This is a genomic window from Klebsiella planticola ATCC 33531, from assembly GCF_000735435.1.
Lineage (GTDB): Bacteria > Pseudomonadota > Gammaproteobacteria > Enterobacterales > Enterobacteriaceae > Klebsiella > Klebsiella planticola.
Genome location: NZ_JMPP01000014.1, coordinates 25,661 through 51,086, shown reverse-complemented (window position 1 = coordinate 51,086; position 25,426 = coordinate 25,661). Strand labels below are relative to the sequence as shown.

The window sequence follows — 25,426 nt, the reverse complement described above, 5'->3', positions numbered from 1 at the left end:
GCATTATCGTCGCAGTTAGTCTGGTTACGGCCAGCGCGCAGCAACCGGAGCGTACTAAAGTACGTGAGGATTGCGAGCACTGCCCGGAGCCAGAATAACAAGTAAGATAGCCCGATATTCTTTACAAGCGCATAGGCATGACAACGTAAGCTGCGGATTGTGATGCCGCATCCTCAATCTGCACGCTCGATACCGAGTCGGTCAGCAAAATACGCACATTTTCGCACTTCAGCGCATTAAGCACATCCAGCACATAGCTGACGTTAAAGCCGATTTCCATCTCGCTGCCGGAGTAGGAAACGTCGAGAATCTCTTCCGCTTCTTCCTGTTCCGGGTTATTGGCGGTGATTTTCAGCTGATTTTCGCTGACATAGAGACGCACGCCGCGGAATTTTTCGTTCGACAGAATCGCGGCACGAGCAAAGGCCTGCTTAAGAATATCGCAGCCGGCATCCAGATGTTTATCGGGATTCTTCGGCAATACCCGGCGATAATCAGGGAAACGGCCATCAACCAGCTTCGATGTGAAGATAAAGTCACCGACGTGGGCGCGAATATTGTTGCTGCCAATCTGCACGCGCAGCGGCGTATCGCCGCCATCAAGCATGCGCATCAGCTCAATCACCCCTTTACGCGGCACGATCACCGAATGGTTCGGCAACGATTCACCCAGCGGCATTGAACAGACCGCCAGACGGTGTCCGTCGGTGGCAACGGTACGCAGTTCGTCACCTTCGGTTTCAAACAACATGCCGTTTAAGTAATAACGCACATCCTGATGCGCCATCGAAAACTGCGTGGCTTCAATCAGGCGCTTCATCGTCGCCTGCGGCAGGGTAAATTCGACTTCACTCTGCCAGTCATCAAGATTCGGGAAATCGGCAGCGGGCAGGGTCGACAGCGAAAAACGACTGCGTCCGGAACGCACCAGCATCCGATCGCCTTCCAGCTGAACGGCAATCTCCGCGCCTTCGGGCAGGCCGCGGCAGATATCAAAGAATTTTCGCGCCGGAACGGTCGTTGCACCCGCCTCATGCGGTTGAATCAGCGCAACGCGCGCCACCATTTCCATTTCGAGGTCCGTACCGGTCAGCGACAGCGCGCCATCCGAGACCTGAAGCAGCAGGTTACCGAGAATTGGCAGCGTCGGACGACCCCCTAAGGGACCGCTCACCTGTTGCAGCGGTTTTAATAAATGTTCACGTTCTACGGTAAATTTCATAGCGTCACGAGGATAATGTTCTGATTAAATTGGAAAAGTCTTCTTTGATATCGTGGCTTTCTTCACGCAGCTGCTCAATCTTACGGCAGGCGTGTAGCACGGTGGTATGGTCGCGACCGCCAAACGCATCGCCGATTTCCGGCAAACTGTGGTTGGTCAGTTCTTTCGCCAGCGCCATCGCCATCTGGCGTGGACGCGCCACCGAACGGGAGCGGCGTTTCGACAACAGGTCCGCTACCTTAATCTTGTAATATTCCGCCACCGTCTTCTGAATATTGTCGATGGTGACCAGTTTTTCCTGCAGCGCCAGCAGATCGCGCAGCGCTTCACGCACGAAATCGATGGTGATCGCCCGGCCGGTAAAGTTGGCATTGGCGATAACGCGGTTCAGCGCCCCTTCCAGCTCACGTACGTTAGAGCGTAGACGCTTGGCAATAAAGAAGGCCACTTCTCCCGGCAGACGAATGTCGTTTTCGTCGGCCTTTTTCATCAGGATCGCCACGCGGGTTTCCAGCTCAGGCGGCTCGATCGCCACCGTCAGCCCCCAGCCAAAGCGGGATTTCAGACGATCCTCAACACCATTGATCTCTTTCGGATAGCGATCCGAAGTGAGAATGATCTGCTGATTACCCTCCAGCAGAGCATTAAAGGTGTGGAAAAACTCTTCCTGAGAACGCTCTTTATTGGCAAAGAACTGAATATCATCGATCAACAGGGCGTCGACGGAGCGGTAGTAGCGTTTAAACTCTTCAATGGCGTTGTTCTGTAACGCTTTAACCATGTCCTGAACAAAACGCTCCGAGTGCATATAGACCACTTTGGCGTTGGGTTTGCGCGCAACAATGCCGTTACCGACCGCGTGCAACAGGTGGGTTTTACCCAGACCGGTACCGCCATAAAGGAATAAAGGGTTATATGCGCCACCCGGGTTATCGGCGACCTGACGCGCCGCCGCACGAGCCAGCTGGTTAGATTTACCTTCCACAAAATTGTCGAAGGTGTGCTTAACGTTAACGTTAGAGCGGTAGGTAGGCTCCGCCGGTGCCGGGACGTTATCCCAGCCGGGACGCACGATCGTTGGCGCGACGCGCGCCGTCTGAACCTGCGCTGCCGGTACGGCGGTCGCAACATGCGTATTTACCGCGCCGCGTTGCGCCTGCACCGCCGGGCGAGTCCCGACTTCAAATCGCAGTTGTGGGGCATCAGCACCGCAAAAATCATTGAGGAGTCCATTGATATTATTGAGGTATTTATCCCTTACCCAATCGAGCACAAAACGGTTTGGCGCATACAGTGCCAACGTGTTATCGCTCAATTCCGCCTGCAACGGGCGTATCCACATACTGAATTCTGTGGCTGGTAACTCATCCTGCAATCGGGCAAGACACTGCTGCCAAAGCGAAAGTGACACGGCGGACTCCACTCGAACATAAAATCGATATAAAGAAAAAAAGAAACAATCGTGATTGTTGGCACACGTCGACAAGACCCAGCATTGGCCGAAAAGCCCCTGCACAAAAGGGGTGACGCGCGAACCGCTATCTGCGGTATTTATCCGATGCGGATCGGTGGATCGCGATCAGGACCGGGGATCATAGCCTAAACTGAGAAAGATATCTTGTGTTTCTCAACAGATTCTTCCCGATTTATCCACAGGAAGGATCAAAGCCGGGTAAGTGTAATCGATCCGGAGAGGAGTGAGGCACGATTTCGCCCACATATTGGAAAATTTAATGAGCTATGCTGGTTTAGGGCCTAAACGATCTAACAAAGATCCTTTACGATCCTTGCGCTTTACCCGTCAGGCCGTATAATCCTCCACCCGGCGCGTAATGCCCGTTTTCCGTTGCCTGTCGCAGGTCATTTTTTGTGCGACAAGGTGCGAGAAATAAGGAAAGAGAATTGACTCCGGAGTGTACAATTATTACAATCCGGCCTCTTTAATCACCATCGCTGCCGCGTAAGTCGTTCGAAGTTCGTTCGGGTATACGCAAAAGTCAGTGAAATTATTCAAGTTTAGGTAGAAACCGCCATGAAACGCACTTTTCAACCGTCTGTACTGAAGCGCAACCGTTCTCACGGCTTCCGTGCACGTATGGCTACTAAAAATGGTCGTCAGGTTCTGGCACGTCGTCGTGCTAAAAGCCGTGCTCGTCTGACCGTTTCCAAGTAATAAAGCTAACCCTGCGTGGTTAAGCTCGCATTTCCCAGGGAGTTACGTTTGTTAACTCCCAGTCATTTCACTTTCGTCTTCCAGCAGCCACAACGGGCTGGCACGCCGCAAATCACCATCCTCGGCCGCCTGAATTCGCTGGGGCATCCCCGCATCGGTCTTACCGTCGCCAAGAAAAACGTCAAACGCGCACATGAACGCAATCGGATTAAACGTCTGACGCGTGAAAGTTTTCGTTTGCGTCAACATGAACTCCCGCCAATGGATTTCGTGGTGGTGGCAAAGAAAGGGGTTGCTGACCTCGATAACCGTGCTCTCTCGGAAGCGTTGGAAAAATTATGGCGCCGCCATTGTCGCCTGGCTCCCGGGTCCTGATAGGCCTTATTCGGGTCTATCAGCGCCTGATTAGTCCGCTACTCGGGCCGCATTGTCGTTTCACGCCAACCTGTTCAAGCTACGGAATTGAGGCATTGCGCAGGTTTGGAGTGATAAAAGGCAGTTGGTTGACAGTGAAACGCGTATTAAAATGCCACCCTTTACACCCTGGTGGTGACGATCCCGTCCCGCCTGGACCATTTGATACCAGAGAACACTAACGATGGATTCGCAACGCAATCTTCTTATCATCGCTTTGTTGTTCGTGTCTTTCATGATCTGGCAAGCCTGGGAGCAGGATAACAATCCTCAGGCTCAGCAACAGACCACGCAGACAACGACCACAGCAGCGGGTAGCGCCGCCGACCAGGGCGTACCGGCCAGTGGCCAGGGGAAACTGATTACGGTAAAAACCGATGTGCTTGAGCTGACCATCAACACCCGCGGTGGTGATGTGGAGCAAGCGCTGCTTCCGGCTTATCCGAAAGCACTGAAGTCGACTGAACCGTTCCAGTTACTGGAAACCACGCCACAGTTTATCTATCAGGCTCAAAGCGGCTTAACCGGTCGTGATGGCCCGGATAACCCGGCTAATGGAGCCCGCCCGCTGTATAACGTCGATAAAGATGCGTTTGTGCTGGCGGAAGGCCAGAACGAAATCGTCATTCCGCTGACGTATACCGATAAAGCAGGCAACGTCTTCACCAAAACCTTCACGCTGAAACGCGGTGATTATGCGGTGAACGTGGGTTATAACGTGCAGAACGTTGGTGAAAAACCGCTGGAGATTTCTACCTTCGGTCAGTTGAAACAGACTGCCAACCTGCCAACCAGCCGCGATACCCAAACCGGTGGCCTGTCTACGATGCACACCTTCCGTGGTGCCGCGTACTCAACGTCGGAATCGAAATACGAAAAATATAAATTCGATACCATCGTCGATAACGAAAACCTGAACGTCAGCACCAAAGACGGTTGGGTGGCGATGCTGCAGCAGTACTTCACCACCGCATGGGTTCCGCATAACGCTGGTACCAACAGCTTCTACACCGCCAACCTCGGCAACGGTGTTGTCGCAATCGGCTATAAATCGCAGCCGGTACTGGTACAGCCGGGTCAAACCGACAAGCTGGAAAGCATTCTGTGGGTCGGTCCGGCCATTCAGGACAAAATGGCTGCCGTCGCGCCGCACCTGGATCTGACCGTCGACTACGGCTGGCTGTGGTTCATCTCCCAACCGCTGTTTAAGCTGCTGAAATTCATCCACAGCTTCCTCGGTAACTGGGGCTTCTCGATTATCGTTATCACCTTTATCGTTCGTGGCATCATGTACCCGCTGACCAAAGCGCAGTACACCTCCATGGCGAAGATGCGCATGCTGCAGCCGAAGATTCAGGCAATGCGTGAGCGTCTGGGCGATGACAAACAGCGCCAAAGCCAGGAAATGATGGCCCTGTATAAAGCAGAAAAGGTCAACCCGCTGGGTGGCTGCTTCCCGCTGATTATTCAGATGCCAATCTTCCTTGCGCTGTACTACATGCTGAGCGCCTCGGTTGAACTGCGTCATGCGCCGTTTATCCTGTGGATCCACGACCTGTCAGCGCAAGACCCGTACTACATCCTGCCGATCATCATGGGCGCGACGATGTTCTTCATTCAGAAGATGTCTCCGACCACCGTGACCGACCCGATGCAGCAGAAGATCATGACCTTTATGCCGGTCATCTTTACGGTATTCTTCCTGTGGTTCCCGTCAGGTCTGGTGGTTTACTATATCGTCAGCAACCTGGTGACCATTATTCAGCAGCAGCTGATTTACCGTGGTCTCGAGAAGCGTGGTCTGCATAGCCGCGAGAAGAAAAAGAGCTGATACTCTGCTTAAGCCGCAGTAGAATCAATGCCAGAGAAGGCGGTCAATAGACCGCCTTTTTTACATTTACATAGAGAGTCATCATGAGCCATAACGACACTATCGTCGCCCAGGCAACCCCACCGGGACGCGGTGGTGTGGGCATCCTGCGCATCTCCGGCCTTAAAGCGCGCGACGTCGCGCAAGCGGTTCTCGGCAAGCTGCCAAAACCGCGCTACGCCGATTATCTGCCCTTTAAAGATACCGACGGCACGCCGCTGGATCAGGGTATTGCGCTATGGTTCCCCGGCCCGAACTCCTTTACCGGTGAAGATGTCCTGGAACTCCAGGGCCACGGCGGCCCGGTGATTCTGGATCTGCTACTGAAACGAATCCTGACGCTGCCGGGCGTGCGTATCGCCAGGCCCGGGGAGTTCTCTGAACGCGCATTTCTTAACGATAAGCTCGATCTCGCCCAGGCTGAAGCGATTGCTGACCTGATTGACGCCAGCTCCGAGCAGGCAGCACGCTCGGCGCTCAACTCGCTGCAGGGCGCCTTCTCTGCCCGGGTGAATCATCTGGTGGAAGCGCTGACCCATCTGCGTATCTATGTTGAAGCCGCTATCGACTTCCCGGATGAAGAGATAGATTTCCTCTCCGACGGTAAAATTGAAGCCCAGCTCAACGGCGTGATTGCCGATCTTGATGCCGTTCGCGCCGAGGCCCGCCAGGGCAGCCTGCTGCGAGAAGGGATGAAAGTGGTGATAGCCGGCCGCCCGAACGCCGGGAAGTCGAGCCTGCTGAACGCGCTGGCCGGGCGCGAAGCGGCGATCGTGACCGATATTGCCGGAACCACCCGCGATGTGCTGCGCGAGCATATCCATATCGACGGCATGCCGCTGCATATCATTGATACCGCAGGACTCCGCGATGCCAATGATGAGGTTGAGCGCATTGGTATTGAACGTGCCTGGCAGGAAATCGAGCAGGCCGATCGGGTACTGTTCATGGTGGACGGTACGACCACCCGCGCCGTCGACCCGGCGGAGATCTGGCCAGACTTTATCGAGCGTTTACCGGCGAAACTGCCGATTACCGTGGTGCGAAATAAAGCCGATGTCACCGGCGAAACGCTGGGTATCAGTGAAGTGAATGGCTACTCGCTGATTCGGCTGTCGGCGCGAACCGGAGAGGGCATAGATGTCCTGCGCAACCATCTCAAGCAGAGCATGGGCTTCGATACCAATATGGAAGGCGGTTTCCTCGCCCGTCGTCGCCACCTGCAGGCGCTGTCAGAAGCCGCCAGCCATCTACAGCAGGGCAAAGCGCAGCTGCTTGGCGCCTGGGCCGGAGAGCTGCTGGCGGAAGAGCTGCGGCTCGCGCAGCAGGCGCTGAGCGAAATCACCGGCGAGTTTACCTCTGATGACCTGCTGGGGCGCATTTTCTCCAGCTTCTGTATCGGGAAATAACGCGGCATCACTGCGCATTGGTGAGCATGAACTAACCTGCATCAACATAATGTTTATGCAGGTTTTTTTATTTCTCTGGCAGGGGGTTTTCCCTTTAACCTCACGATCCCACCGACGCAAGGTTGCTTCCTGTAACGTGGCATCATTAAATGTCATGACCCTCCCACAGCAGGATAGCGTCATGACTTCTGATTACACCGTTATCGAGACCGTCCCGTCGGCAGAGGATTTTTGCCGTTTACGCCTTATTGCCGGCATGTCCCCGCGCCCGCTGGAGGGCGTGAAGGCCGGGTTGCCGCGCAGCTGCTATGGCGTGCATATCCTCTGGCAAGGCGTTCCCGTGGGCATGGGGCGCATCGTCGGTGATGGCGCGGTGAATTTCGACATCGTCGATGTGGCGGTCGATCCGGCGCACCAGGGGAAAGGGCTGGGAAGAGTCATCATGGAAAAGATCGTCAGCTGGCTGGACGCTAACGCCTGCCAGGGCGCCTATGTCACGCTGGTCGCCGACGTCCCCGGGCTGTACGCGAAGTTTGGGTTTACCCCGGTGCGCCCGGCCAGCGAAGGAATGGCCAGAGTCTGGTAGTTTATCGCAGAACGCAACGAGGGTTTTTCCTCTCAGGAAATCATTGTTGTCCAAATGGCAACTCGTACTGCCGCGCAATAGCCATTACTCTGTACGCCTCTATTCTCGCGGGGGTCTTATGGCACGCTTTCTTATCTGCAGTTTTGCGCTGGTTTTACTCTATCCATCCGGCATCGATATGTATCTGGTGGGTTTGCCGCGTATTGCGCAGGACCTCGGCGCCAGCGAAGCACAGCTGCATATTGCGTTCTCGGTTTACCTTGCGGGCATGGCCGCCGCGATGCTGTTTGCCGGCAGAGCAGCCGATAAATCCGGGCGTAAACCGGTCGCCATTTTCGGTTCGACGACATTTATTCTGGCTTCGCTGCTCTGTGCGCACGCGCAGACCAGCGATCTCTTCCTCGTCGGGCGTTTTATCCAGGGCATCGGGGCGGGGAGCTGTTATGTCGTCGCTTTCGCCGTGCTGCGCGATACGCTCGACGATCGTCGTCGCGCCAGGGTGCTGTCGCTGTTAAATGGCATCACCTGCATTATCCCGGTCCTGGCTCCCGTTCTGGGTCACCTGATTATGCTGAAATACCCGTGGCAGAGCCTGTTCTACACCATGACCGGCATGGGAGTGATGGTCGGCCTGCTCTCGGTCTTTATGCTGCGGGAAACGCGGCCGGCAGCCCCTTCGCATACTCTCGCCGGGCAGAAAAATGCCACGGAATCCCTGCTGAACCGCTTTTTCCTCAGCCGTATCGTCATTACGACCCTCAGCGTAACGGCGATCCTCACCTACGTTAACGTCTCCCCGGTATTGATGATGGAAGAGATGGGGTTCGATCGCGGACAATATTCGATGGCGATGGCCTTAATGGCGCTGGTCAGCATGACGGTGTCGTTCTCAACGCCCTTTGCGCTCACCCTGTTTAAACCGCGGACGTTGATGCTGACGTCACAGGTCATGTTCTTTACGGCCGGGACTTTGCTCAGCCTTGCCACCAGCCAGACGGTAACTATGCTGGGTCTGGCGCTGATTTGCGCTGGCTTCTCAGTGGGCTTTGGCGTTGCTATGAGCCAGGCCCTGGGGCCCTTTACCCTGCGTGCCGGGGTTGCCAGCTCGGTACTGGGCATTGCTCAGGTTTGCGGCTCTTCGCTGTGGATTTGGCTGGCCGCCATCATCGGGTTAAGTGCCATGAATATGCTGATCGGGATTCTCATTGGCTGTAGCATAGTGAGTATTGTTCTGATTCTGGCCGCTTCCTCTGTTCGGGCTGCGCAACATAATGAAGAAATCCCTGTCGAGTCTCGATCTTAATTTATTACTCTGTCTGCAGCTTCTGACCCAGGAGCTCAGCGTCACCCGCACGGCGAAACGCATGAACGTTTCGCCGTCGGCGGTGAGTAAATCATTAGCTAAACTGCGTACCTGGTTTGACGATCCGCTATTCGTCAAAACGCCGCTCGGTCTGTCGCCGACGCCATTGATGACCAGCATGGAGCAGGATCTGGCGGACTGGATGCAGATGGGCAACCAGATCCTCGATAAACCCCACCACATCATGCCGAGCGGTCTGAAGTTTGAACTGGCGGCGGAAACACCGCTGCTGATGATCCTGTTTAATTCGCTGTCGCAGCAAATCTACCAGCGCTATCCCCAGGCGCTAATTCGCCTGCGCAACTGGGACTACGACTCGCTGGACGCGATCATTCGCGGTGAGGTTGATATCGGCTTTTGCGGACGTGAAACGCATCCGCGTTCACGGGAGCAGCTCAGCCAGCTGCCGTGGTATATCGATTTTGAAGTCCTGTTTACCGACCTGCCTCAGGTCTGGCTGCGCGCGGATCACCCGGCACTCGACGAAGAGTGGAATCTGGAGACCTTTTTACGCTATCCGCATATCAATATTAGCTGGGAACAGAGTGATACCTGGGCGCTGGATGACGTTCTCCACGAGCAGGGGCATAAACGTACCGTTGCGTTAACGCTGCCGGGATTTGAACAATCGCTGTTTATGGCCGCCCAGCCGAATCACACGATGCTGGCCACCGCGCCACGTTATTGCCATCACTATAACCGGCAGCACCATCTGCCGCTGGTGTCGCGGCCGCTTCCGCTGGAGCCGCTATTGCTGGAAAAAACGCGGGTGCCCTTTACCCTGCTATGGCACAAACGCAACAGCGACAACCCGAAGATAGTCTGGCTCAGAGAAACGTTTAAGCGGCTCTATGCGGACCCCCTCTGACGTGATTTCTCCTGCCATCCCCGCCTGACTGCGCAAGAAATTGTAAAAATCGCGCAAATCCCTTTTCAAGGGGGGATTTCCGCATTAAAACCTATCAATACCAGGTGATAATAGATCCCCACAACTTTTTCTCTGACCATTAATCACGGAGCGACGAATGGCAACGCATTTTGCAAGAGGGATACTCAGCACCAGGGAGCCGCTATCGACACGACTGTCCGCGGCCTGTCATCAATCCGCACAGCGCCTGCCAGAATACCGACAGGCCCGCTATCGCGCATCACGTTCACTGCTCGCCGAACTGTTGTTTATGCTGTATGGCATTAGTGAGCTCCCCGAAATCATCAGCGAAGATAACGGCAGGCCCGTTTTTCGCGATCCCCACCTGCCCCGATTTTCCATTTCCTATGCCGGAAACATTGTCGGCGTGAGCTTGACGACGGAAGGTGATTGCGGACTGGATATGGAGCTTCAGCACGCCTCACGCGGCGTCCACCCGCTGCACGATGCCAACCGCTACGTGTTCAACAGCAATGAGAATTTATGGATTAACATCCAGCACGACCCTGACGAAGCGCGCGCCCAGCTGGTGGCGCTGCGCCGGAGCGTGCTGAAGTTAACCGCTGAAGCGCCCGTTCGTCTGCAGCTGCTACCCGGCGCGGGCCGACTGCGAACCACCAACATGCAGCCTGTTGAAGCCCTGTGCGATGCGGAAACGATACTGGTCTGGTCGATTGCCGCCACGCCGGCCATCGGCCCGCTTAAAGTCTGGGAATACAATTGTCAGGAAGGCTGGCGTAGTCTGCCGGACGCACAGATGCGAGCAAAGGAGTCCTCTGCCCGTCTGATGCGCTTTACCAGCCTGCCCATAGAAAAAGCACTCTCCCTCAACTGACCGGTCTGTCCGGCCATCATGATGCAAAGGAGCAATCATGTCTGATACGTTGAAAGTTGTTACGCTACTCGGAAGTCTGCGCAAGGGGTCTTTTAATGGCATGGTTGCACGCACCCTGCCTGGCATTGCGCCGGCGGGCATGGAGATCGTCGCGCTGCCATCGATTGGCGACATTCCGTTATATGACGCGGATATCCAGCAGGAAGACGGGTTTCCGCAAAGCGTGCAGGATATTGCACAACAGATTCGCGAAGCCGACGGCGTTGTTATCGTCACGCCTGAATATAACTATTCCGTTCCTGGCGGCCTGAAAAATGCGATTGACTGGCTGTCGCGTCTGCCTGAACAACCGCTGTCCGGCAAACCGGTCCTGATTCAAACCAGCTCCATGGGCGCAATTGGCGGCGCGCGCTGCCAGTATCACCTGCGTCAAATTCTGGTGTTCCTCGACGCGATGGTGATGAACAAGCCTGAGTTTATGGGCGGCGTGATTCAGAACAAGGTCGATCCGCAATCGGGAGAGGTGGTCGATCAGAGCACGCTCGACCATTTGAGTGGGCAGCTGAGCGCCTTTGCCGAGTATATTCAGCGAGTAAAAGCGTAAAAAAAAGCCCGGCATCGCTGCCGGGCTTTTTCATTATGCACGACATGCACGACGCTTAGTGCGCGTCGATAAACACGATTTTCAGTACGAACAGCAGCGAGACGATAATCACGCACGGGCTGAGATCGCGCAGGCGACCGGTACCAATCTTCATCACGCAGTAAGAGATAAAGCCTAACGCAATCCCCTCGGTAATCGAGAAGCTGAACGGCATCATCACCGCGGTCACAAAGGCCGGCACCGCTTCCGTCAGGTCGTCCCACTTCACGCGCGACAGGCTGGATGTCATCAGTACGCCCACATAGATCAGCGCACCTGCTGCGGCATACGCCGGCACCATGCCGGCCAGCGGCGACAGGAAGATCACCAGCAGGAACAGAATCCCCACCACCACCGCCGTCAGACCGGTACGTCCGCCCACGGAAACACCGGAAGAGGATTCGATATAGGCGGTCACAGACGAGGTGCCGATAAAGGACCCTGCCACCGATGAGATACTGTCAACAAACAGCGCCTGCTTCATCCGCGGAAATTTGCCTTTTTCATCGGCCAGGCCGGCTTTGTCGGTCACGCCGATCAGAGTTCCGGAGGAGTCGAACAGGTTGACCAGCATAAAGGAGAAGATGATACCCGCCAGACCGAGATTAAAGGAGCCGGCCAAATCAACATGGCCAATCACCGATGTAATGCTCGGCGGAGCGGAAACAATACCGGTGTAGTGAACATCACCCAGAATCCAGCCCAGCAGCGTCGTAACGATGATGGAGACCAGTACCGCAGCATGAATGTTACGGGAAGCGAGAATAGCGATAATAAAGAAGCCGAGAATCCCCAGCAGCACGCTGTGGGAGGTCAGGTTGCCGATGCTCACCAGGGTGTCTTTGTTTGCGACAATCACGCCGGCATTTTTCAGCCCCATCATGCCGATAAACAACCCAATACCGCTGGTGATCCCCACGCGCAGGCTGACGGGAATATTGGCGATCATCCAGTAGCGTACGCGGAAAATAGTCAGCAGCAGCAGACCAACGGCGCCCCAGAAAATAGCCCCCATCCCCACCTGCCACGGCAGCCCCATCGCCTGGACGACGACAAAAGCGAAGAAGGCATTCAGCCCCATTGCCGGCGCCAGCGCAACCGGCAGGTTAGCAAACAGCCCCATCAAAATACTACCGAAGGCGGCGATAAGACAGGTCGTCACAAAGACAGCGCTGGTATCCATACCCGCTACGCCAAGAATTTGTGGGTTAACGAAAACAATGTAGACCATTGTCAAAAAGGTGGTGAAACCTGCTATCGCTTCGGTACGTGCCGTCGTGCCGTGTTCACGTAGTTTGAATACGCGCTCCAGCAGACCCTGGCCAGAAGACTGGCTGGTTTGTTGTTGACTCATTATCGGTTTCCGAACAAAAGGAGGGAAAATTCGTCGCTATCCTATACCAAAATGCGACACCGGGGGCAGTTGTATGGTAATTTTTTTCATTGAATTTGCTTATACGGCAACGATTGCGTCTTGTGAATAGGCAGGACGAAAACGTTAACTTGTTAAAATGGAAACGGCATGTCCCAAATAGAAGCCCTGTTTTTCGACTGCGACGGCACGCTGGTCGACAGCGAAGTGATCTGTTCCCGCGCCTATGTTCACATGTTCAAAGCGTTCGGCATTACCCTGGATTTAGACGAGATTTTTAAGCGTTTCAAAGGCGTAAAGCTCTACGAGATCATTGATACCATCAACGAAGAGCACGGCGTTAATCTACAAAAACCAGAGCTCGAACCCCTCTACCGCGCCGAAGTCGCGCGCCTGTTTGATTCTGAACTGGAAGCGATTGCAGGAGCGGAAACGCTGCTGGATGCGGTCAGCGTGCCAATGTGCGTGGTCTCTAACGGCCCGGTCAGTAAAATGCAGCACTCGCTGGGAAGAACCGGCATGTTGCGCCATTTTCCCGACCGACTGTACAGCGGTTACGATATTCAGCGCTGGAAACCCGATCCGGCACTGATGTTCCATGCAGCAAAGGCCATGAACGTTAACGTCGAAAACTGCATTCTGGTGGATGATTCCAGCGCAGGCGCTCAGTCCGGGATTGAGGCAGGAATGGAAGTCTTTTACTTCTGCGCCGACTCGCACAACAAACCGATCGATCATCCAAAAGTGACGACCTTTACTGATTTGGCACAGCTGCCCGCGCTGTGGAAAGCCCGTGGATGGAATATTACGCGTTAATGAAAAAAGCCGGATAGCGCTAGCGCTTATCCGGCCTACAGGATCCGTGGTGTTAAAGGCCCGGTAAGCATAGCGCCTCCGGGCATTTTACGGCGGATCACTCTTTCGGGTCTTTACCCGCCAGCAGCTTATCCAGCTCATCGCCACCAACGTGGCGGAAATCCTGGCCTTTGACGAAGTAGAAAATATATTCGCAAATATTCTGGCAACGGTCGCCGATACGCTCGATAGAACGGGCGCAGAACAGCGCGGTCAGCACGCTTGGAATCGTACGTGAATCTTCCATCATATAGGTCATCAGCTGACGCACGATGCCCTCATATTCCTGATCCACCTTCTTATCTTCGCGATAGATACGCACCGCCTCATCGAGATCCATGCGAGCAAAGGCATCCAGCACGTCATGCAGCATCTGCACGGTATGACGCCCCAGCGATTCCAGGCTCACCAGCAGCGGCTGGTGCTGCTGGGAGAACTTCTCCAGCGCGGTACGGCAAATTTTATCCGCCACGTCACCGATACGTTCCAGCTCGGCGATAGTCTTGATAATTGCCATGACTAAACGCAGATCGCTGGCGGTTGGCTGACGCTTGGCGATGATACGCACGCAGGCTTCATCAATGGCCACTTCCATCATGTTGACCTGCTTATCGCCGTCAATCACGCGTTTTGCCAGATCGCTGTCCTGATTGTGCATCGCGGTGATGGCATCAGACAGCTGCTGTTCCACCAGCCCACCCATGGTCAACACCTGAGTGCGGATATACTCCAGTTCTGCATTGAACTGGCCAGAAATATGTTTGTTAAGATTTAGGTTGTCCATGGTGTCTCCTGAATGCCCAACGGGTTAGATCCTGTGAAAGCAGAAGGGCAATCAACCGTAGCGGCCAGTAATATAATCTTCAGTTTGTTTCTTCGCGGGCTTGGTAAACAGATCGTCCGTGTTACTGAATTCAATCAGCTCGCCAAGATACATAAATGCCGTATGGTCTGAACAACGCGCAGCCTGCTGCATGTTGTGGGTAACGATAACGACGGTGTAGTCCTGTTTCAGTTCGGTGATCAGCTCTTCAATGCGCCCGGTGGAGATCGGGTCCAGCGCTGAACACGGTTCATCCAGTAACAGCACTTCCGGACGAATCGCGATACCGCGCGCGATGCACAGACGCTGCTGCTGACCGCCGGAGAGAGAATATCCGCTCTGATGCAGTTTATCTTTGGTTTCGTTCCATAATGCGGCTTTGGTCAAGGCCCACTGCACGCGCTCGTCCATATCGGCACGCGACAGCTTTTCAAACAGGCGAACGCCAAAGGCGATATTGTCATAAATCGACATCGGGAACGGCGTCGGCTTCTGGAAAACCATACCGACTTTGGCACGCAGCAGAGCGATATCCTGAGTATTGGTCAGAATATTATCGCCATCCAGCAGGATTTCACCTTCCGCACGCTGCTCCGGGTAGAGCTCGAACATCTTGTTGAATGTCCGCAGCAGGGTCGATTTACCGCAGCCTGACGGGCCGATAAACGCCGTAACCTGGTTTTTGGTGATATCCAGGTTGATATTTTTCAGGGCATGGAATTTTCCGTAGTAGAAGTTCAGGTTACGAACTGAAAGTTTACCCGGGGTCGCATTCGCCATACTCATCAATCTCTTCCTCATTCGGCGCCGCATTTCGCCGCGCCGCAAAAATTAACCGTGTTTATTCTTCGCGAAAACCACGCGCGCCAGAATGTTCAGCAGCAATACGCACAGGGTGATAAGCAGTACCCCGGCCCATGCCAGTTGCTGCCACTCCGCGAACGGACTCATGGCAAATTTGAAAATGGTCACCGGCAGGTTGGCAATCGGCTGCATCATATCGGTGCTCCAGAACTGGTTGGAGAGCGCAGTGAACAGCAGCGGCGCCGTTTCCCCGGCGATACGCGCGATAGCCAGCAGGATCCCCGTCATGATGCCGGACACCGAGGCCTTCAGGGTGATGGCAGAAATCATTTTCCACTTCGGCGTACCCAGCGCATAGGCCGCTTCACGCAGGCTGTCCGGCACCAGTTTCAGCATATTCTCGGTGGTACGAATCACGATAGGCACCTGCAGCAACGCCAGGGCGATAACCCCAGCCCAGCCGGAAAAGTGCTGCATCTGCGCAACCACGATGGTGTAGACGAACAAACCCACGACGATGGACGGCGCGGAAAGCAGGATATCGTTAATAAACCGGATCACTTCCGCCAGCACAGACTTACGCCCGTATTCCGCCAGATAGATACCCGCCATAATGCCTAGCGGCGTACCGAAAACCGTCGACCACAGGATCAGCAGGCCGCTGCCCGCCAGGGCATTCGCCAGACCACCGCCCGCGGTGTTCGGCGGCGGCGTCATTTCGGTAAACAGCGCCAGACTCATGCCATCAATACCGCGGGTCACGGTGGACATCAGGATCCAGATAAGCCAGAACAGCCCGAAGACCATGGTTCCCATTGACAGGGTCAGGGCGATACGGTTTTTCAGCCGGCGTTTAGCCTGCATCTTACGACGCGATTCAGCCAGCTCTGTGCTGGTTTGCAATTCAATCGTTGCCATTAGCGCGCCCCCTCACTCTTCGCCAGACGCATCACCATAAACTTCGATGCGGCCAGAACAATAAAGGTAATCACAAACAGAATCAGCCCCAGCTCCATCAGCGCCGCCACATGCAGCCCGGTTTCCGCTTCGGCAAACTCATTCGCCAGGGCGGAAGTAATACTGTTCCCCGGCATATACAGTGAAACGCTATCCAGCTGGTAGGTGTTGCCGATAATGAAGGTCACCGCCATGGTTTCCCCCAGCGCGCGCCCCAGACCGAGCATCACGCCGCCGATAACCCCGTTCTTGGTAAATGGCAGGACGATACGCCAGATAACCTCCCAGGTCGTACAGCCGATACCGTAGGCCGACTCTTTCATCATCACCGGCGTTTGTTCAAACACATCGCGCATGACGGCGGCGATGTACGGAATAATCATGATGGCCAGAATAACGCCCGCCGCCAGAATACCGATACCAAATGCCGGACCGGCAAACAGCGCCCCGACAAACGGAATCGTCGACAGGACGTTGCCCACCGGCTCCTGAAAGTAGGTAGCAAACAGCGGAGCAAAGATAAACAGGCCCCACATGCCGTAAACGATACTTGGGATGGCCGCCAACAGTTCAATGGCGATACCAAGAGGGCGTTTCAGCCAGGCAGGGGAGAGCTCCGTCAGGAACAGCGCGATACCAAAGCTCACCGGAACGGCGATCAGCAACGCAATAAATGAGGTCACCAGCGTGCCATAGATAGGCACCAGCGCACCGAAAATTTCGTTGGGCGCATCCCACTCTTTGGTCCACAAAAAGGAAAAACCAAACTTCTGAATGCTTGGCCATGAAGAGATGATGAGGGAAACGATGATGCCGCCCAGCATCAATAGCACAATCAGCGCCGCCAGTTTGACCAGCACGCCGAAAATTATGTCACCCTTTTTCCCCGGAGGGTTAAATGCCGGCTTGGTTGCAGCCATAGATTACTCTTTAAGTTCGGGCCCGAAAGGCCAGTATTTTACTGACCTTTCGGGCAAAGGTAATGCTATACACATCATCCTTTAAGCTGCCACTGGCGGACAGCTTAAAGTCTGGCGGTATTTAGTACAGCGCTTTACCGCTGCTGTCTTTCACGTTGGTTTTCCATGCAGCGCGAACCTGCTCAACCACGCTTTCCGGCAGCGTTGCGTAATCCAGTGCGTTGGCTTCTTTACTGCCATTTTTGTACGCCCAATCGAAGAACTTCAGCACTTCAGCAGTCTGTTCTGGTTTGGTCGTGGCTTTGTGTACCAGGATAAAGGTGGTTGAGGTGATCGGCCATGCATTCTCACCTTTCTGGTTAGTCAGATCCTGTGCGAAGGATTTGCTCCAGTCGATACCTTTAGCCGCGTTAGCGAAGTTATCTTCCGTCGGGCTGACCGGCTTGCCATCTGCGGAAAGCAGTTTGGTGTAGGCCAGGTTGTTCTGCTTCGCATACGCGTATTCTACGTAGCCAATGGAGCCCGGCAGACGTTGAACGAAAGCGGCGATGCCGTCGTTACCTTTACCGCCCAGACCGGTCGGCCAGTTAACGGTAGAACCCGCGCCAATCTTAGATTTCCACTCTTCGTTCACTTTCGCCAGGTAGCTGGTGAACACGAAGGAAGTACCGGAACCATCGGCGCGACGAACCACGGCGATATTCTGAGACGGCAGCTTCATACCCGGGTTGAGTTTAGCGATCGCTTCATCATCCCACTTTTTAATTTTGCCCAGGTAGATATCACCCAGAGTTTTACCGTCCAGAACCAGCTCACCCGACTTCACGCCGGGCAGGTTGATTGCCAGAACCACGCCACCGATCACGGTCGGGAACTGGAACAGGCCTTCCTGAGCCAGTTTGTCATCGGCCAGAGGAGCATCAGAAGCACCGAAATCGACGGTGTTAGCAATAATTTGTTTTACACCACCGGAAGAGCCAATACCCTGGTAGTTCACTTTATTGCCGGTTTCTTTCTGATAGGTATCAGCCCATTTGGCATACACCGGTGCAGGGAAAGTTGCGCCCGCGCCAGTCAGGCTTGCAGCTGCAAATGCAGAGAAAGCGCTCATCGATAAGGTCGCGGCGACAACTGTTGCGACGGTGGTACGCATAACGTTCATAATGTCTCCTGCTGGATTCGTAAATCGTTGTTTCGAGGCTATGGTGAGCAAAATAGGACAAAGAGGTGACAGTAAAATGTACGAATTATTACAGTTTTATGACACTCAAAAAGACAGCCGACTGGTGAAAATAAAAACAATATAAATCATACTTTTAATTATTTAAGTGACCGTAAGATTGCAGAAAAATTTTCTTTTTATGACACTTAAAATCGTAGTCGAAGATGACGGTTTGTCATAAACCCGCGCAGCGGCATTTTTCACCAGAGCACTGAAAAACGATCGCCGGAAATAAAAAAAGGGCCGCCGGATGGCAGCCCTTTGTCTGATGCGTGTTGGCTTATTCTACGGTGACCGATTTCGCCAGGTTACGCGGTTGGTCGACGTCAGTGCCTTTAATCAGCGCAACGTGATAGGCCAGCAGCTGCAGCGGCACAGTGTAGAAGATCGGCGCAATCACCTCTTCAACATGCGGCATTTCAATAATGTGCATATTATCGCTGCTGTTGAAACCCGCCTCGCCATCGGCGAAGACATACAGCTGGCCGCCACGCGCGCGAACTTCTTCAATGTTGGATTTCAGCTTCTCCAGCAATTCGTTATTCGGCGCAACGACGATCACCGGCATTTCAGCGTCAATCAGGGCCAGAGGACCGTGCTTCAGCTCACCGGCCGCATAGGCTTCCGCGTGGATATAAGAGATCTCTTTCAGCTTCAGCGCCCCTTCCAGCGCGATCGGATACTGATCGCCACGGCCAAGGAACAGCGCATGGTGCTTATCGGAGAAGTTCTCGGCCAGCGCTTCAATACGCTTATCCTGCGACAGCATCTGCTCAATACGGTTCGGCAACGCCTGCAGCCCATGAACGATATCATGCTCAACGGCGGCATCCAGACCTTTAAGGCGCGCCAGTTTTGCCACCAGCAGCAGCAATACGGTCAGCTGAGTGGTAAAGGCTTTGGTCGAGGCCACGCCGATCTCAGTGCCCGCTTTGGTCATCAGCGACAAATCGGACTCGCGGACCAGAGAAGAACTCGCCACGTTACAAATAGCCAGCGATCCGAGGTAGCCCAGCTCTTTTGACAGACGCAGCGCGGCCAGCGTATCCGCGGTTTCACCGGACTGGGAAAGCGTAATCATCAGACTGTTGCGACGCACCGCCGATTTGCGATAGCGGAATTCAGAGGCGATTTCCACATCGCACGGCACGCCCGCCAGCGCTTCAAACCAGTAGCGAGAAACCATGCCGGAGTTATACGAGGTGCCGCAGGCTACGATCTGGATATGTTCAACCTGAGACAACATTTCACTCGCATGCGTGCCCAGCTCGCTGAGATCCACTTCGCCATGGCTGATACGCCCGGTGAGGGTGTTTTTGATCGCATTCGGCTGTTCGTAAATCTCTTTTTGCATGTAGTGACGGTAGGTGCCTTTGTCGCCAGCGTCGTACTGCAGATTAGATTCGATCTCCTGACGTTTCACCTGCACGCCTTTGGTATCGAATACGGTCACGCTGCGGCGAGTCACTTCCGCGATATCGCCTTCTTCGAGGAAGATAAAGCGACGGGTAACCGGCAGAAGAGCCAGCTGATCGGAGGCAATAAAGTTTTCACCCATACCCAGACCGATAACCATCGGGCTACCGGAACGCGCTGCCAGCAGCGTGGACGGGTCACGGGAATCCATGATCACCGTACCGTAGGCGCCGCGAAGCTGAGGAATGGCTCGCAGTACCGCTTCACGCAGCGTACCGCCCTGCTCCAGCTCCCAGTGCACCAGGTGAGCAATCACTTCGGTGTCAGTTTCAGAGACGAAGGTGTAACCACGCGCTTTCAGCTCTTCGCGCAGCGGTTCGTGGTTTTCGATGATACCGTTATGGACCACCACAATGTGTTCAGAAACATGCGGATGCGCGTTACCTTCAGACGGCTCACCGTGCGTTGCCCAGCGGGTATGGGCAATCCCCGTACCACCGTGTAACGGGTGCTCTTCTACCGCCTGAGCCAGCATCTGGACTTTACCGAGACGACGAACGCGGGACATATGCCCTGCGTTATCAACCACTGCCAGACCGGCAGAGTCATATCCACGGTATTCCAGACGACGTAAACCTTCGAGAAGGATTTCAGCAATATCACGCTGCGCGACTGCGCCAACAATTCCACACATAGTTAAATTTCCTGATAATGGCGTTATGCCATGCGTTGTCGCTGACCTGTATTTGCCCGCGTTACGGGCGCCCCGAGCCTTGTAGAGAGTGGGGTTATTTTTATGGTACTGCCTGCGGACGGGGACCTATATTGATCCTCTCATCCTGGTTCGCCGGGCGGTTTCCCCCCGGCGACAATCCAAACATTACGTCTTCTTCACCGGACGCTGCCAGCCCTGTTTATGGACCTGCGGCACACGGCTTAAAACCAGTTCGTTGTCGGCAATATCGCGCGTGACCGTCGTACCGGCGGCAATCGTGACGCCGTTACCCACGGTCACCGGCGCCACCAGCTGAGTGTCGGAACCGACAAACACATCGTCGCCGATAATGGTTTTGAATTTATTTGCACCATCGTAGTTACAGGTAATGGTACCGGCGCCGATATTCACGTTGTCGCCGATTTCCGCGTCGCCGAGGTAGGAAAGATGCCCTGCCTTCGAGCCTTTACCCAGTCGCGCTTTTTTCATTTCTACGAAGTTGCCAACATGTGCGCCTTCCAGCAGTTCGGCGCCAGGACGCAGGCGCGCGAACGGACCGATGGTGCAGGCAGCCTGCAGATGAGCATCTTCCACAACCGAATACGGGCTGATCTCACAGTCATCGCCAATGGTGCTGTTTTTGATCACGCAGCCGGCGCCGATCTTCACGCGTTCACCCAGAACCACGTTGCCTTCGAGGATAACGTTAGTATCAATCTCCACATCGCGCCCATGTTTCAGGGTGCCGCGGAGATCAAAACGCGCCGGATCGCGCAGCATCACGCCTGCCAGCAGCAGTTTTTCCGCCTGTTCAGATTGATAAACGCGCTCCAGACGCGACAGCTGCAGGCGGTTGTTTACCCCTTCAACTTCGCTTAAGCGCTGCGGATGAACGGCAACGATTTCACGCCCTTCCTGATACGCCATGGCGATAATATCGGTGATGTAGTATTCACCCTGTACATTGTTGTTCGTCAGCTTCGCCAGCCAGCGTTTTAAATCCGCCCCACCAGCGATCAAAATACCGGTGTTAATTTCCTGAATCTGACGCTGCGTATCGCTGGCATCTTTATGCTCCACGATGCCGGTAACCTGACCGTTTTCACGCGTAATGCGACCATATCCGCTCGGATCGTCCAGCTTCACCGTCAGCAGGCCAATGCCGCCCTGTGGCTTAGCCGCGCGCAGGCGTTGTAGCGTATCAACGGAAATCAGCGGAACATCGCCGTACAGCATCATGATGTCTTCATCATCATGGAAGAACGGTGCCGCCTGTTGCATGGCATGGCCGGTACCGAGCTGTTCAGCTTGCAAGACCCAGTTAAGATTATCTTCATGCAGCGTCTGGCGCAGTAGATCGCCACCGTGCCCGTACACCAGATGTACGGCCGAAGCACCGAGATCTTTAGTCGCATCAATAACATGCTGCACCATTGGCTTCCCGGCCAGGGAGTGCAGCACCTTAGGAAGATCGGAATACATGCGGGTCCCTTTGCCTGCGGCAAGGATAACCACGCTCATCGCACTGTTTGACATACGCATCCTGACAACAATTAGAACGAAAAGTAAAAGCCTTTCACGTTGAAATATCTACATATTTTTCATCATGAAACGAGACGAGGATAAAACGCCCTGGCTCAACGATATACACCATTTTATGGTGCTCTTTTTCACCGCTGCAAATGAGTTTATCTCCTAAAAACGCGCATAAGGGAGATAAATCCCTGCTATCTCACTGCTTTTCCTGTTTTTTTGACACCTGAATAAAGCAAGGCAATAAAATAAAACGCAGTTTCAATATTCGCCAATTGTGACGCAACAAATAGAAACACCATTTCATTATTATGATAATGCTGCTCAATAATTACCCAGGAGACAAAAATGAATAAAAAAATACCTTTGGCATTAGCCCTTTGCAGCACAATTATCGCATTACCGCTGCAGGCTGACGAGCAGCATGTCTGGCGAGGCATCGCTTTTGGTCAATCAACTGACGTGAATTTTTCCTCCAACGTACTGCCGGAAAAGATCGGCGTTAACGATGTAACGATAGCAGGAAAAAAACTGGCTCCGCAGGATGTTGCCAATCTCCAGGCTCCTGTCACCATTGAGAGTCGGGGCGGAAAAATAGCTAACTCGCACGACGGTCTGACCTTCTTTTATACTGAACTACCGGCCCGACAGAATTTCATCCTGCAGGCCACGGTGACGGTGGATCAATTTGGTCCGGAAAATGGCGCCCTTCCGGCAGCACAAGAGGGCGCAGGGCTGCTGGTTCGCGATGTCATCGGCCATCCGCGGCAGCAGCCTTTAGTGGTTGGCTACGAAGAGTTTCCGGCAGCATCCAATATGGTCATGAACGCGATTATGACCCAGGATAAAAAAGATCGCTCGCGCGTCAAACTCCAGGCCATTACCCGGGAAGGGATCGCGCAACCGTGGGGAAACGCAGGTTCGACTATCAACCGGCTGAGTTATAAAGAGAATATCGATCTTAAACAGACACCGGACTTCCAGCTCAGACTCGAACGTACCAACGAGGGGTTTGTCACATCATGGGCGCCCGTCGGCAGCGATAAGTGGGTGAGTCAAAAAGTGCCTCATGCCGATCTGATCACGCAACAGGATAAAGACAATTACTACGTTGGCTTTTTTGCTTCTCGTAACGCCAAAATCACCGTCAGCCATGCATCTCTGGTGACATCCCCGGCAAATATCGTTGCTTCGCAGCCCTATGTTGCCAAAACCTGGCCGGTGGTGATGCAAATCGCCTCAGGCGTACAAAGCCAGAGCGCAGATTACGTATTGCAGGCCCGAGCCAGTGACGACGGCGATTTCACTGTTCGTCAGGATGAGGTGACGATTGGGATGAATAAAAAGGTCAAAGCCGGTGAGATGTTTACTCAACCCGCGACGCTCAAAGAGAAAAGTACCTTTGAAATTGTTTTTACCCCCGCCAGCGGCCAAAAACCCATTACGCAAAGCCTGACGGTTGAACGCAACCAGCGTGTTGAAGGGAACACGCTGCATGTCTCCCCTGAGGGGCAGTCTGACGCGAAAGGGACGCTGGATTCTCCGCTCGATCTCTCCACCGCGGTCGATTTGTTGCCTCCGGGCGGAAAGATTATCTTAGCCGCCGGGGATTATCCGCAAACGGTGATTCCGCTTCAGGCCAGCGGGCTCAGAGAAAAGGTAAAAACGCTGCAGGCCAACGGCAAGGCGGTTATTCATGGCCTGCTGCTGGATGCCAACTACTGGCATATCAAGGGCATCTCGATAACAGACAAAAGCCTGCGCATACAGGGCAGCCATAACCTGATCGAGAACGTCACGGCCTACAAAAACGAGGATACCGGGATCCAGATATCCTCCCCGGACAAAACAGGTCGCCCACTATGGGCCAGCTACAATCGGGTCGTGAACTCAGAATCCTACGGCAATGAGGATCCCGGTAAGATTAACGCCGATGGTTTCGCGGTAAAAATGCGGGTAGGGGAAGGTAATCGCCTGGAAGGTTGCTACTCACACGACAATATCGATGACGGATTCGACCTGTTTAACAAAATCGAAGACGGCGCCAATGGCGTTGTGGTGATCGAGAATTCAATTGCCCGCAATAACACCAGTAACGGTTTTAAACTCGGCGGGGAAGGGCAGCCGGTTGCCCACGAAATACGTAACAGCATTGCTATCGGTAACCATCTGGATGGGTTTACCGATAATTTCAATCCCGGCAAGCTGGTAGTGGTCAATAACGTCGCGGTAGATAACCAGCGCTTTAACTATCTCTTCCGCCCCAGCCCATACGGTAAGCCAGAGACTCAAGGCGATTTCAGCGACAACCTGTCACTGCGCAGCCAGCCCGGAAAATATGATGATGCCGTTGTCGGGAATATTAAAGATAACAACTACTTTATTCGCGGCGGGAAAAGCGTCAATGCAGAGGGGAAGACCATTCTGAGCGCCGATTATCAAACCCTGGCGCTACCGGATCCGCTGCTGCGTCATGCCGATGGCAGTTTTGCTACCGGAGACTTTCTCAACCGTCGATAGCAAGGGCGTCTTGCGCTTTACCCGGCTGAGAAAACACAAAGGCCGCCCTCGGGCGACCTTTTTCGTTCTGCTTCACACCGCATGTGTTGTCGTTTTCGTTAGCGGTACAGCGCAAATGCAGAGAGGTTGGCGACTTAGTGATTGAAGGTACCGAAAGTGACGTTCATAGCACTGAAGAAAGCGATGATTTTGTTAAGCAGTTTCATGATGACTTCCTGGATAAAAAATGTGTTCTGGTAGATTTGTTTTGTGACTCACATCACAAAAACAAGTCTACGCTTCATTTTTTAACCGATCAACAGAAATGAGATATTCGTCACAAAAAATTAAAATGCCATTTTAGTTTTGATAAATATGAAACGAAGCCATAAAAAAAGCCAGCCTGGAAACCAGACTGGCTTTTTAACTTTCAAGCCGGTGTTACATCGCTTTTTTGGTCAACTCGATAACGCGCAGTTTGGCGATCGCTTTGGCCAGTTCCGCGGACGCCTGAGCGTAATCCACGTCGCCGTGAGAGCTGTTAATGTGCTCTTCCGCTTTACGCTTCGATTCCAGGGCTCGCGCTTCGTCGAGATCCTGGCCACGAATTGCCGTATCAGCCAGAACGGTCACGCTACCAGGCTGCACTTCAAGAATGCCGCCGGACAGATAGATAAACTCTTCATGACCGTGCTGTTTAACGATGCGAATCATACCAGGCTTAATGGCGGTGAGCAGCGGTGCGTGACCCGGGTAAATACCCAGTTCACCTTCACTACCCGTTACCTGGATTTTCTCGACCAGACCGGAGAACATTTGTTGCTCCGCGCTGACGACGTCCAGGTGGTAAGTCATTGCCATATCACC

The 25,426-nt window shown here is 54.0% G+C and carries 24 protein-coding genes; 13 read left to right on the top strand and 11 right to left on the bottom strand.

Annotated features, from left to right (window positions below):
* Positions 1-121: 121 nt before the first annotated feature.
* Positions 122-1,222 (bottom strand): DNA polymerase III subunit beta, encoded by a 1,101-nt coding sequence (gene dnaN, locus GRPL_RS21030; protein ID WP_004869173.1) that lies wholly within the window; start codon positions 1,220-1,222, stop codon positions 122-124.
* Between the two features lie 4 nt (positions 1,223-1,226).
* The gene (gene dnaA, locus GRPL_RS21035; protein ID WP_032690170.1) at positions 1,227-2,633 is read right to left on the bottom strand and encodes a chromosomal replication initiator protein DnaA; all 1,407 of its coding nucleotides are present in this window, start codon (positions 2,631-2,633) and stop codon (positions 1,227-1,229) included.
* Between the two features lie 322 nt (positions 2,634-2,955).
* Between dnaA and GRPL_RS28550 the strand changes: the two genes are divergently transcribed.
* The 11 genes from GRPL_RS28550 to GRPL_RS21070 all read left to right on the top strand — a co-directional run bounded on the left by GRPL_RS28550 (position 2,956) and on the right by GRPL_RS21070 (position 11,404).
* Complete coding sequence (locus GRPL_RS28550) at positions 2,956-3,036, top strand: hypothetical protein (protein WP_418325380.1); 81 nt, start codon at positions 2,956-2,958, stop codon at positions 3,034-3,036.
* Between the two features lie 218 nt (positions 3,037-3,254).
* Entirely contained in the window at positions 3,255-3,395 is a 141-nt protein-coding gene (rpmH, locus tag GRPL_RS26555; protein ID WP_004871828.1) for a 50S ribosomal protein L34, read from the top strand.
* A 15-nt stretch (positions 3,396-3,410) separates the two neighbouring features.
* Entirely contained in the window at positions 3,411-3,770 is a 360-nt protein-coding gene (gene rnpA / locus GRPL_RS26550) for a ribonuclease P protein component (protein ID WP_049264554.1), read from the top strand.
* A complete protein-coding gene (yidD, locus tag GRPL_RS26545) occupies positions 3,734-3,991 on the top strand; it encodes a membrane protein insertion efficiency factor YidD (protein ID WP_015585463.1) in 258 nt (85 codons plus the stop codon). The genes rnpA and yidD overlap by 37 nt, the downstream gene beginning before the upstream one ends.
* A 2-nt stretch (positions 3,992-3,993) precedes the next feature.
* The gene (yidC, locus tag GRPL_RS21040; RefSeq protein ID WP_032690168.1) at positions 3,994-5,640 is read left to right on the top strand and encodes a membrane protein insertase YidC; all 1,647 of its coding nucleotides are present in this window, start codon (positions 3,994-3,996) and stop codon (positions 5,638-5,640) included.
* A gap of 83 nt (positions 5,641-5,723) precedes the next feature.
* Positions 5,724-7,088 carry a tRNA uridine-5-carboxymethylaminomethyl(34) synthesis GTPase MnmE gene (gene mnmE, locus GRPL_RS21045; RefSeq protein ID WP_032698486.1) on the top strand — a complete coding sequence of 455 codons (1,365 nt, stop codon included), beginning with the start codon at positions 5,724-5,726 and terminating at the stop codon, positions 7,086-7,088.
* Positions 7,089-7,269: 181 nt separating this feature from the next.
* The gene (locus GRPL_RS21050; protein WP_032690166.1) at positions 7,270-7,674 is read left to right on the top strand and encodes a GNAT family N-acetyltransferase; all 405 of its coding nucleotides are present in this window, start codon (positions 7,270-7,272) and stop codon (positions 7,672-7,674) included.
* Positions 7,675-7,792: 118 nt separating this feature from the next.
* A complete protein-coding gene (locus GRPL_RS21055) occupies positions 7,793-8,977 on the top strand; it encodes an MFS transporter (protein WP_032698485.1) in 1,185 nt (394 codons plus the stop codon).
* Complete coding sequence (gene yidZ, locus GRPL_RS21060; protein ID WP_032690164.1) at positions 8,946-9,905, top strand: HTH-type transcriptional regulator YidZ; 960 nt, start codon at positions 8,946-8,948, stop codon at positions 9,903-9,905. Before GRPL_RS21055 ends, yidZ begins: the two co-directional genes overlap by 32 nt.
* A 310-nt stretch (positions 9,906-10,215) precedes the next feature.
* A complete protein-coding gene (locus GRPL_RS21065; RefSeq protein WP_181890566.1) occupies positions 10,216-10,800 on the top strand; it encodes a 4'-phosphopantetheinyl transferase family protein in 585 nt (194 codons plus the stop codon).
* A gap of 37 nt (positions 10,801-10,837) precedes the next feature.
* Positions 10,838-11,404, top strand: coding sequence for an NADPH-dependent FMN reductase (locus GRPL_RS21070; RefSeq protein ID WP_032690162.1), 567 nt, complete (start codon positions 10,838-10,840; stop codon positions 11,402-11,404).
* Between the two features lie 55 nt (positions 11,405-11,459).
* Here GRPL_RS21070 and GRPL_RS21075 read toward each other — a convergent pair whose 3' ends face one another.
* Positions 11,460-12,797, bottom strand: coding sequence for an NCS2 family permease (locus tag GRPL_RS21075; RefSeq protein WP_004869195.1), 1,338 nt, complete (start codon positions 12,795-12,797; stop codon positions 11,460-11,462).
* A 168-nt stretch (positions 12,798-12,965) separates the two neighbouring features.
* Between GRPL_RS21075 and yieH the strand changes: the two genes are divergently transcribed.
* A complete protein-coding gene (gene yieH, locus GRPL_RS21080; RefSeq protein WP_032697067.1) occupies positions 12,966-13,631 on the top strand; it encodes a 6-phosphogluconate phosphatase in 666 nt (221 codons plus the stop codon).
* A gap of 97 nt (positions 13,632-13,728) precedes the next feature.
* Here yieH and phoU read toward each other — a convergent pair whose 3' ends face one another.
* The 7 genes from phoU to glmU form a co-directional block, all read right to left on the bottom strand.
* Positions 13,729-14,454, bottom strand: coding sequence for a phosphate signaling complex protein PhoU (gene phoU / locus GRPL_RS21085; RefSeq protein ID WP_004869199.1), 726 nt, complete (start codon positions 14,452-14,454; stop codon positions 13,729-13,731).
* Positions 14,455-14,505: 51 nt separating this feature from the next.
* Positions 14,506-15,279: a phosphate ABC transporter ATP-binding protein PstB gene (gene pstB, locus GRPL_RS21090; protein ID WP_004869200.1), complete on the bottom strand. Its 774-nt coding sequence runs from the start codon at positions 15,277-15,279 to the stop codon at positions 14,506-14,508.
* 45 nt (positions 15,280-15,324) lie between these two features.
* On the bottom strand, positions 15,325-16,215 hold the full coding sequence (gene pstA, locus GRPL_RS21095) for a phosphate ABC transporter permease PstA (RefSeq protein ID WP_032690160.1): 891 nt from the start codon (positions 16,213-16,215) through the stop codon (positions 15,325-15,327).
* Positions 16,215-17,174, bottom strand: a complete 960-nt coding sequence (gene pstC / locus GRPL_RS21100) for a phosphate ABC transporter permease PstC (protein WP_004869204.1) — start codon at positions 17,172-17,174, stop codon at positions 16,215-16,217. The genes pstA and pstC overlap by 1 nt, the downstream gene beginning before the upstream one ends.
* 121 nt (positions 17,175-17,295) lie before the next feature.
* Positions 17,296-18,336 carry a phosphate ABC transporter substrate-binding protein PstS gene (gene pstS, locus GRPL_RS21105; protein WP_032690159.1) on the bottom strand — a complete coding sequence of 347 codons (1,041 nt, stop codon included), beginning with the start codon at positions 18,334-18,336 and terminating at the stop codon, positions 17,296-17,298.
* Positions 18,337-18,676: 340 nt separating this feature from the next.
* Positions 18,677-20,506 (bottom strand): glutamine--fructose-6-phosphate transaminase (isomerizing), encoded by a 1,830-nt coding sequence (gene glmS / locus GRPL_RS21110; protein WP_032698484.1) that lies wholly within the window; start codon positions 20,504-20,506, stop codon positions 18,677-18,679.
* Between the two features lie 186 nt (positions 20,507-20,692).
* The gene (glmU, locus tag GRPL_RS21115) at positions 20,693-22,063 is read right to left on the bottom strand and encodes a bifunctional UDP-N-acetylglucosamine diphosphorylase/glucosamine-1-phosphate N-acetyltransferase GlmU (RefSeq protein ID WP_032690157.1); all 1,371 of its coding nucleotides are present in this window, start codon (positions 22,061-22,063) and stop codon (positions 20,693-20,695) included.
* 345 nt (positions 22,064-22,408) lie between these two features.
* Here glmU and GRPL_RS21120 point away from each other — a divergent pair, with 345 nt between their 5' ends.
* A complete protein-coding gene (locus tag GRPL_RS21120) occupies positions 22,409-24,580 on the top strand; it encodes a right-handed parallel beta-helix repeat-containing protein (RefSeq protein ID WP_032698483.1) in 2,172 nt (723 codons plus the stop codon).
* Positions 24,581-25,000: 420 nt separating this feature from the next.
* Here GRPL_RS21120 and GRPL_RS21125 read toward each other — a convergent pair whose 3' ends face one another.
* Complete coding sequence (locus tag GRPL_RS21125) at positions 25,001-25,420, bottom strand: F0F1 ATP synthase subunit epsilon (protein ID WP_004869216.1); 420 nt, start codon at positions 25,418-25,420, stop codon at positions 25,001-25,003.
* Positions 25,421-25,426: the final 6 nt, after the last annotated feature.

Excerpts from the sequence above, each read along its gene's own strand:
- dnaN (WP_004869173.1), bottom strand. The coding sequence starts at position 1,222 with ATGAAATTTACCGTAGAACGTGAACATTTATTAAAACCGCTGCAACAG.
- GRPL_RS28550 (WP_418325380.1), top strand. The coding sequence starts at position 2,956 with ATGAGCTATGCTGGTTTAGGGCCTAAACGATCTAACAAAGATCCTTTA.
- rpmH (WP_004871828.1), top strand. The coding sequence starts at position 3,255 with ATGAAACGCACTTTTCAACCGTCTGTACTGAAGCGCAACCGTTCTCAC.
- yidD (WP_015585463.1), top strand. The coding sequence starts at position 3,734 with ATGGCGCCGCCATTGTCGCCTGGCTCCCGGGTCCTGATAGGCCTTATT.
- yidC (WP_032690168.1), top strand. The coding sequence starts at position 3,994 with ATGGATTCGCAACGCAATCTTCTTATCATCGCTTTGTTGTTCGTGTCT.
- mnmE (WP_032698486.1), top strand. The coding sequence starts at position 5,724 with ATGAGCCATAACGACACTATCGTCGCCCAGGCAACCCCACCGGGACGC.
- GRPL_RS21050 (WP_032690166.1), top strand. The coding sequence starts at position 7,270 with ATGACTTCTGATTACACCGTTATCGAGACCGTCCCGTCGGCAGAGGAT.
- GRPL_RS21055 (WP_032698485.1), top strand. The coding sequence starts at position 7,793 with ATGGCACGCTTTCTTATCTGCAGTTTTGCGCTGGTTTTACTCTATCCA.
- yidZ (WP_032690164.1), top strand. The coding sequence starts at position 8,946 with ATGAAGAAATCCCTGTCGAGTCTCGATCTTAATTTATTACTCTGTCTG.
- GRPL_RS21065 (WP_181890566.1), top strand. The coding sequence starts at position 10,216 with ATGCTGTATGGCATTAGTGAGCTCCCCGAAATCATCAGCGAAGATAAC.
- GRPL_RS21070 (WP_032690162.1), top strand. The coding sequence starts at position 10,838 with ATGTCTGATACGTTGAAAGTTGTTACGCTACTCGGAAGTCTGCGCAAG.
- GRPL_RS21075 (WP_004869195.1), bottom strand. The coding sequence starts at position 12,797 with ATGAGTCAACAACAAACCAGCCAGTCTTCTGGCCAGGGTCTGCTGGAG.
- yieH (WP_032697067.1), top strand. The coding sequence starts at position 12,966 with ATGTCCCAAATAGAAGCCCTGTTTTTCGACTGCGACGGCACGCTGGTC.
- phoU (WP_004869199.1), bottom strand. The coding sequence starts at position 14,454 with ATGGACAACCTAAATCTTAACAAACATATTTCTGGCCAGTTCAATGCA.
- pstB (WP_004869200.1), bottom strand. The coding sequence starts at position 15,279 with ATGAGTATGGCGAATGCGACCCCGGGTAAACTTTCAGTTCGTAACCTG.
- pstA (WP_032690160.1), bottom strand. The coding sequence starts at position 16,215 with ATGGCAACGATTGAATTGCAAACCAGCACAGAGCTGGCTGAATCGCGT.
- pstC (WP_004869204.1), bottom strand. The coding sequence starts at position 17,174 with ATGGCTGCAACCAAGCCGGCATTTAACCCTCCGGGGAAAAAGGGTGAC.
- pstS (WP_032690159.1), bottom strand. The coding sequence starts at position 18,336 with ATGAACGTTATGCGTACCACCGTCGCAACAGTTGTCGCCGCGACCTTA.
- glmS (WP_032698484.1), bottom strand. The coding sequence starts at position 20,506 with ATGTGTGGAATTGTTGGCGCAGTCGCGCAGCGTGATATTGCTGAAATC.
- glmU (WP_032690157.1), bottom strand. The coding sequence starts at position 22,063 with ATGTCAAACAGTGCGATGAGCGTGGTTATCCTTGCCGCAGGCAAAGGG.
- GRPL_RS21120 (WP_032698483.1), top strand. The coding sequence starts at position 22,409 with ATGAATAAAAAAATACCTTTGGCATTAGCCCTTTGCAGCACAATTATC.
- GRPL_RS21125 (WP_004869216.1), bottom strand. The coding sequence starts at position 25,420 with ATGGCAATGACTTACCACCTGGACGTCGTCAGCGCGGAGCAACAAATG.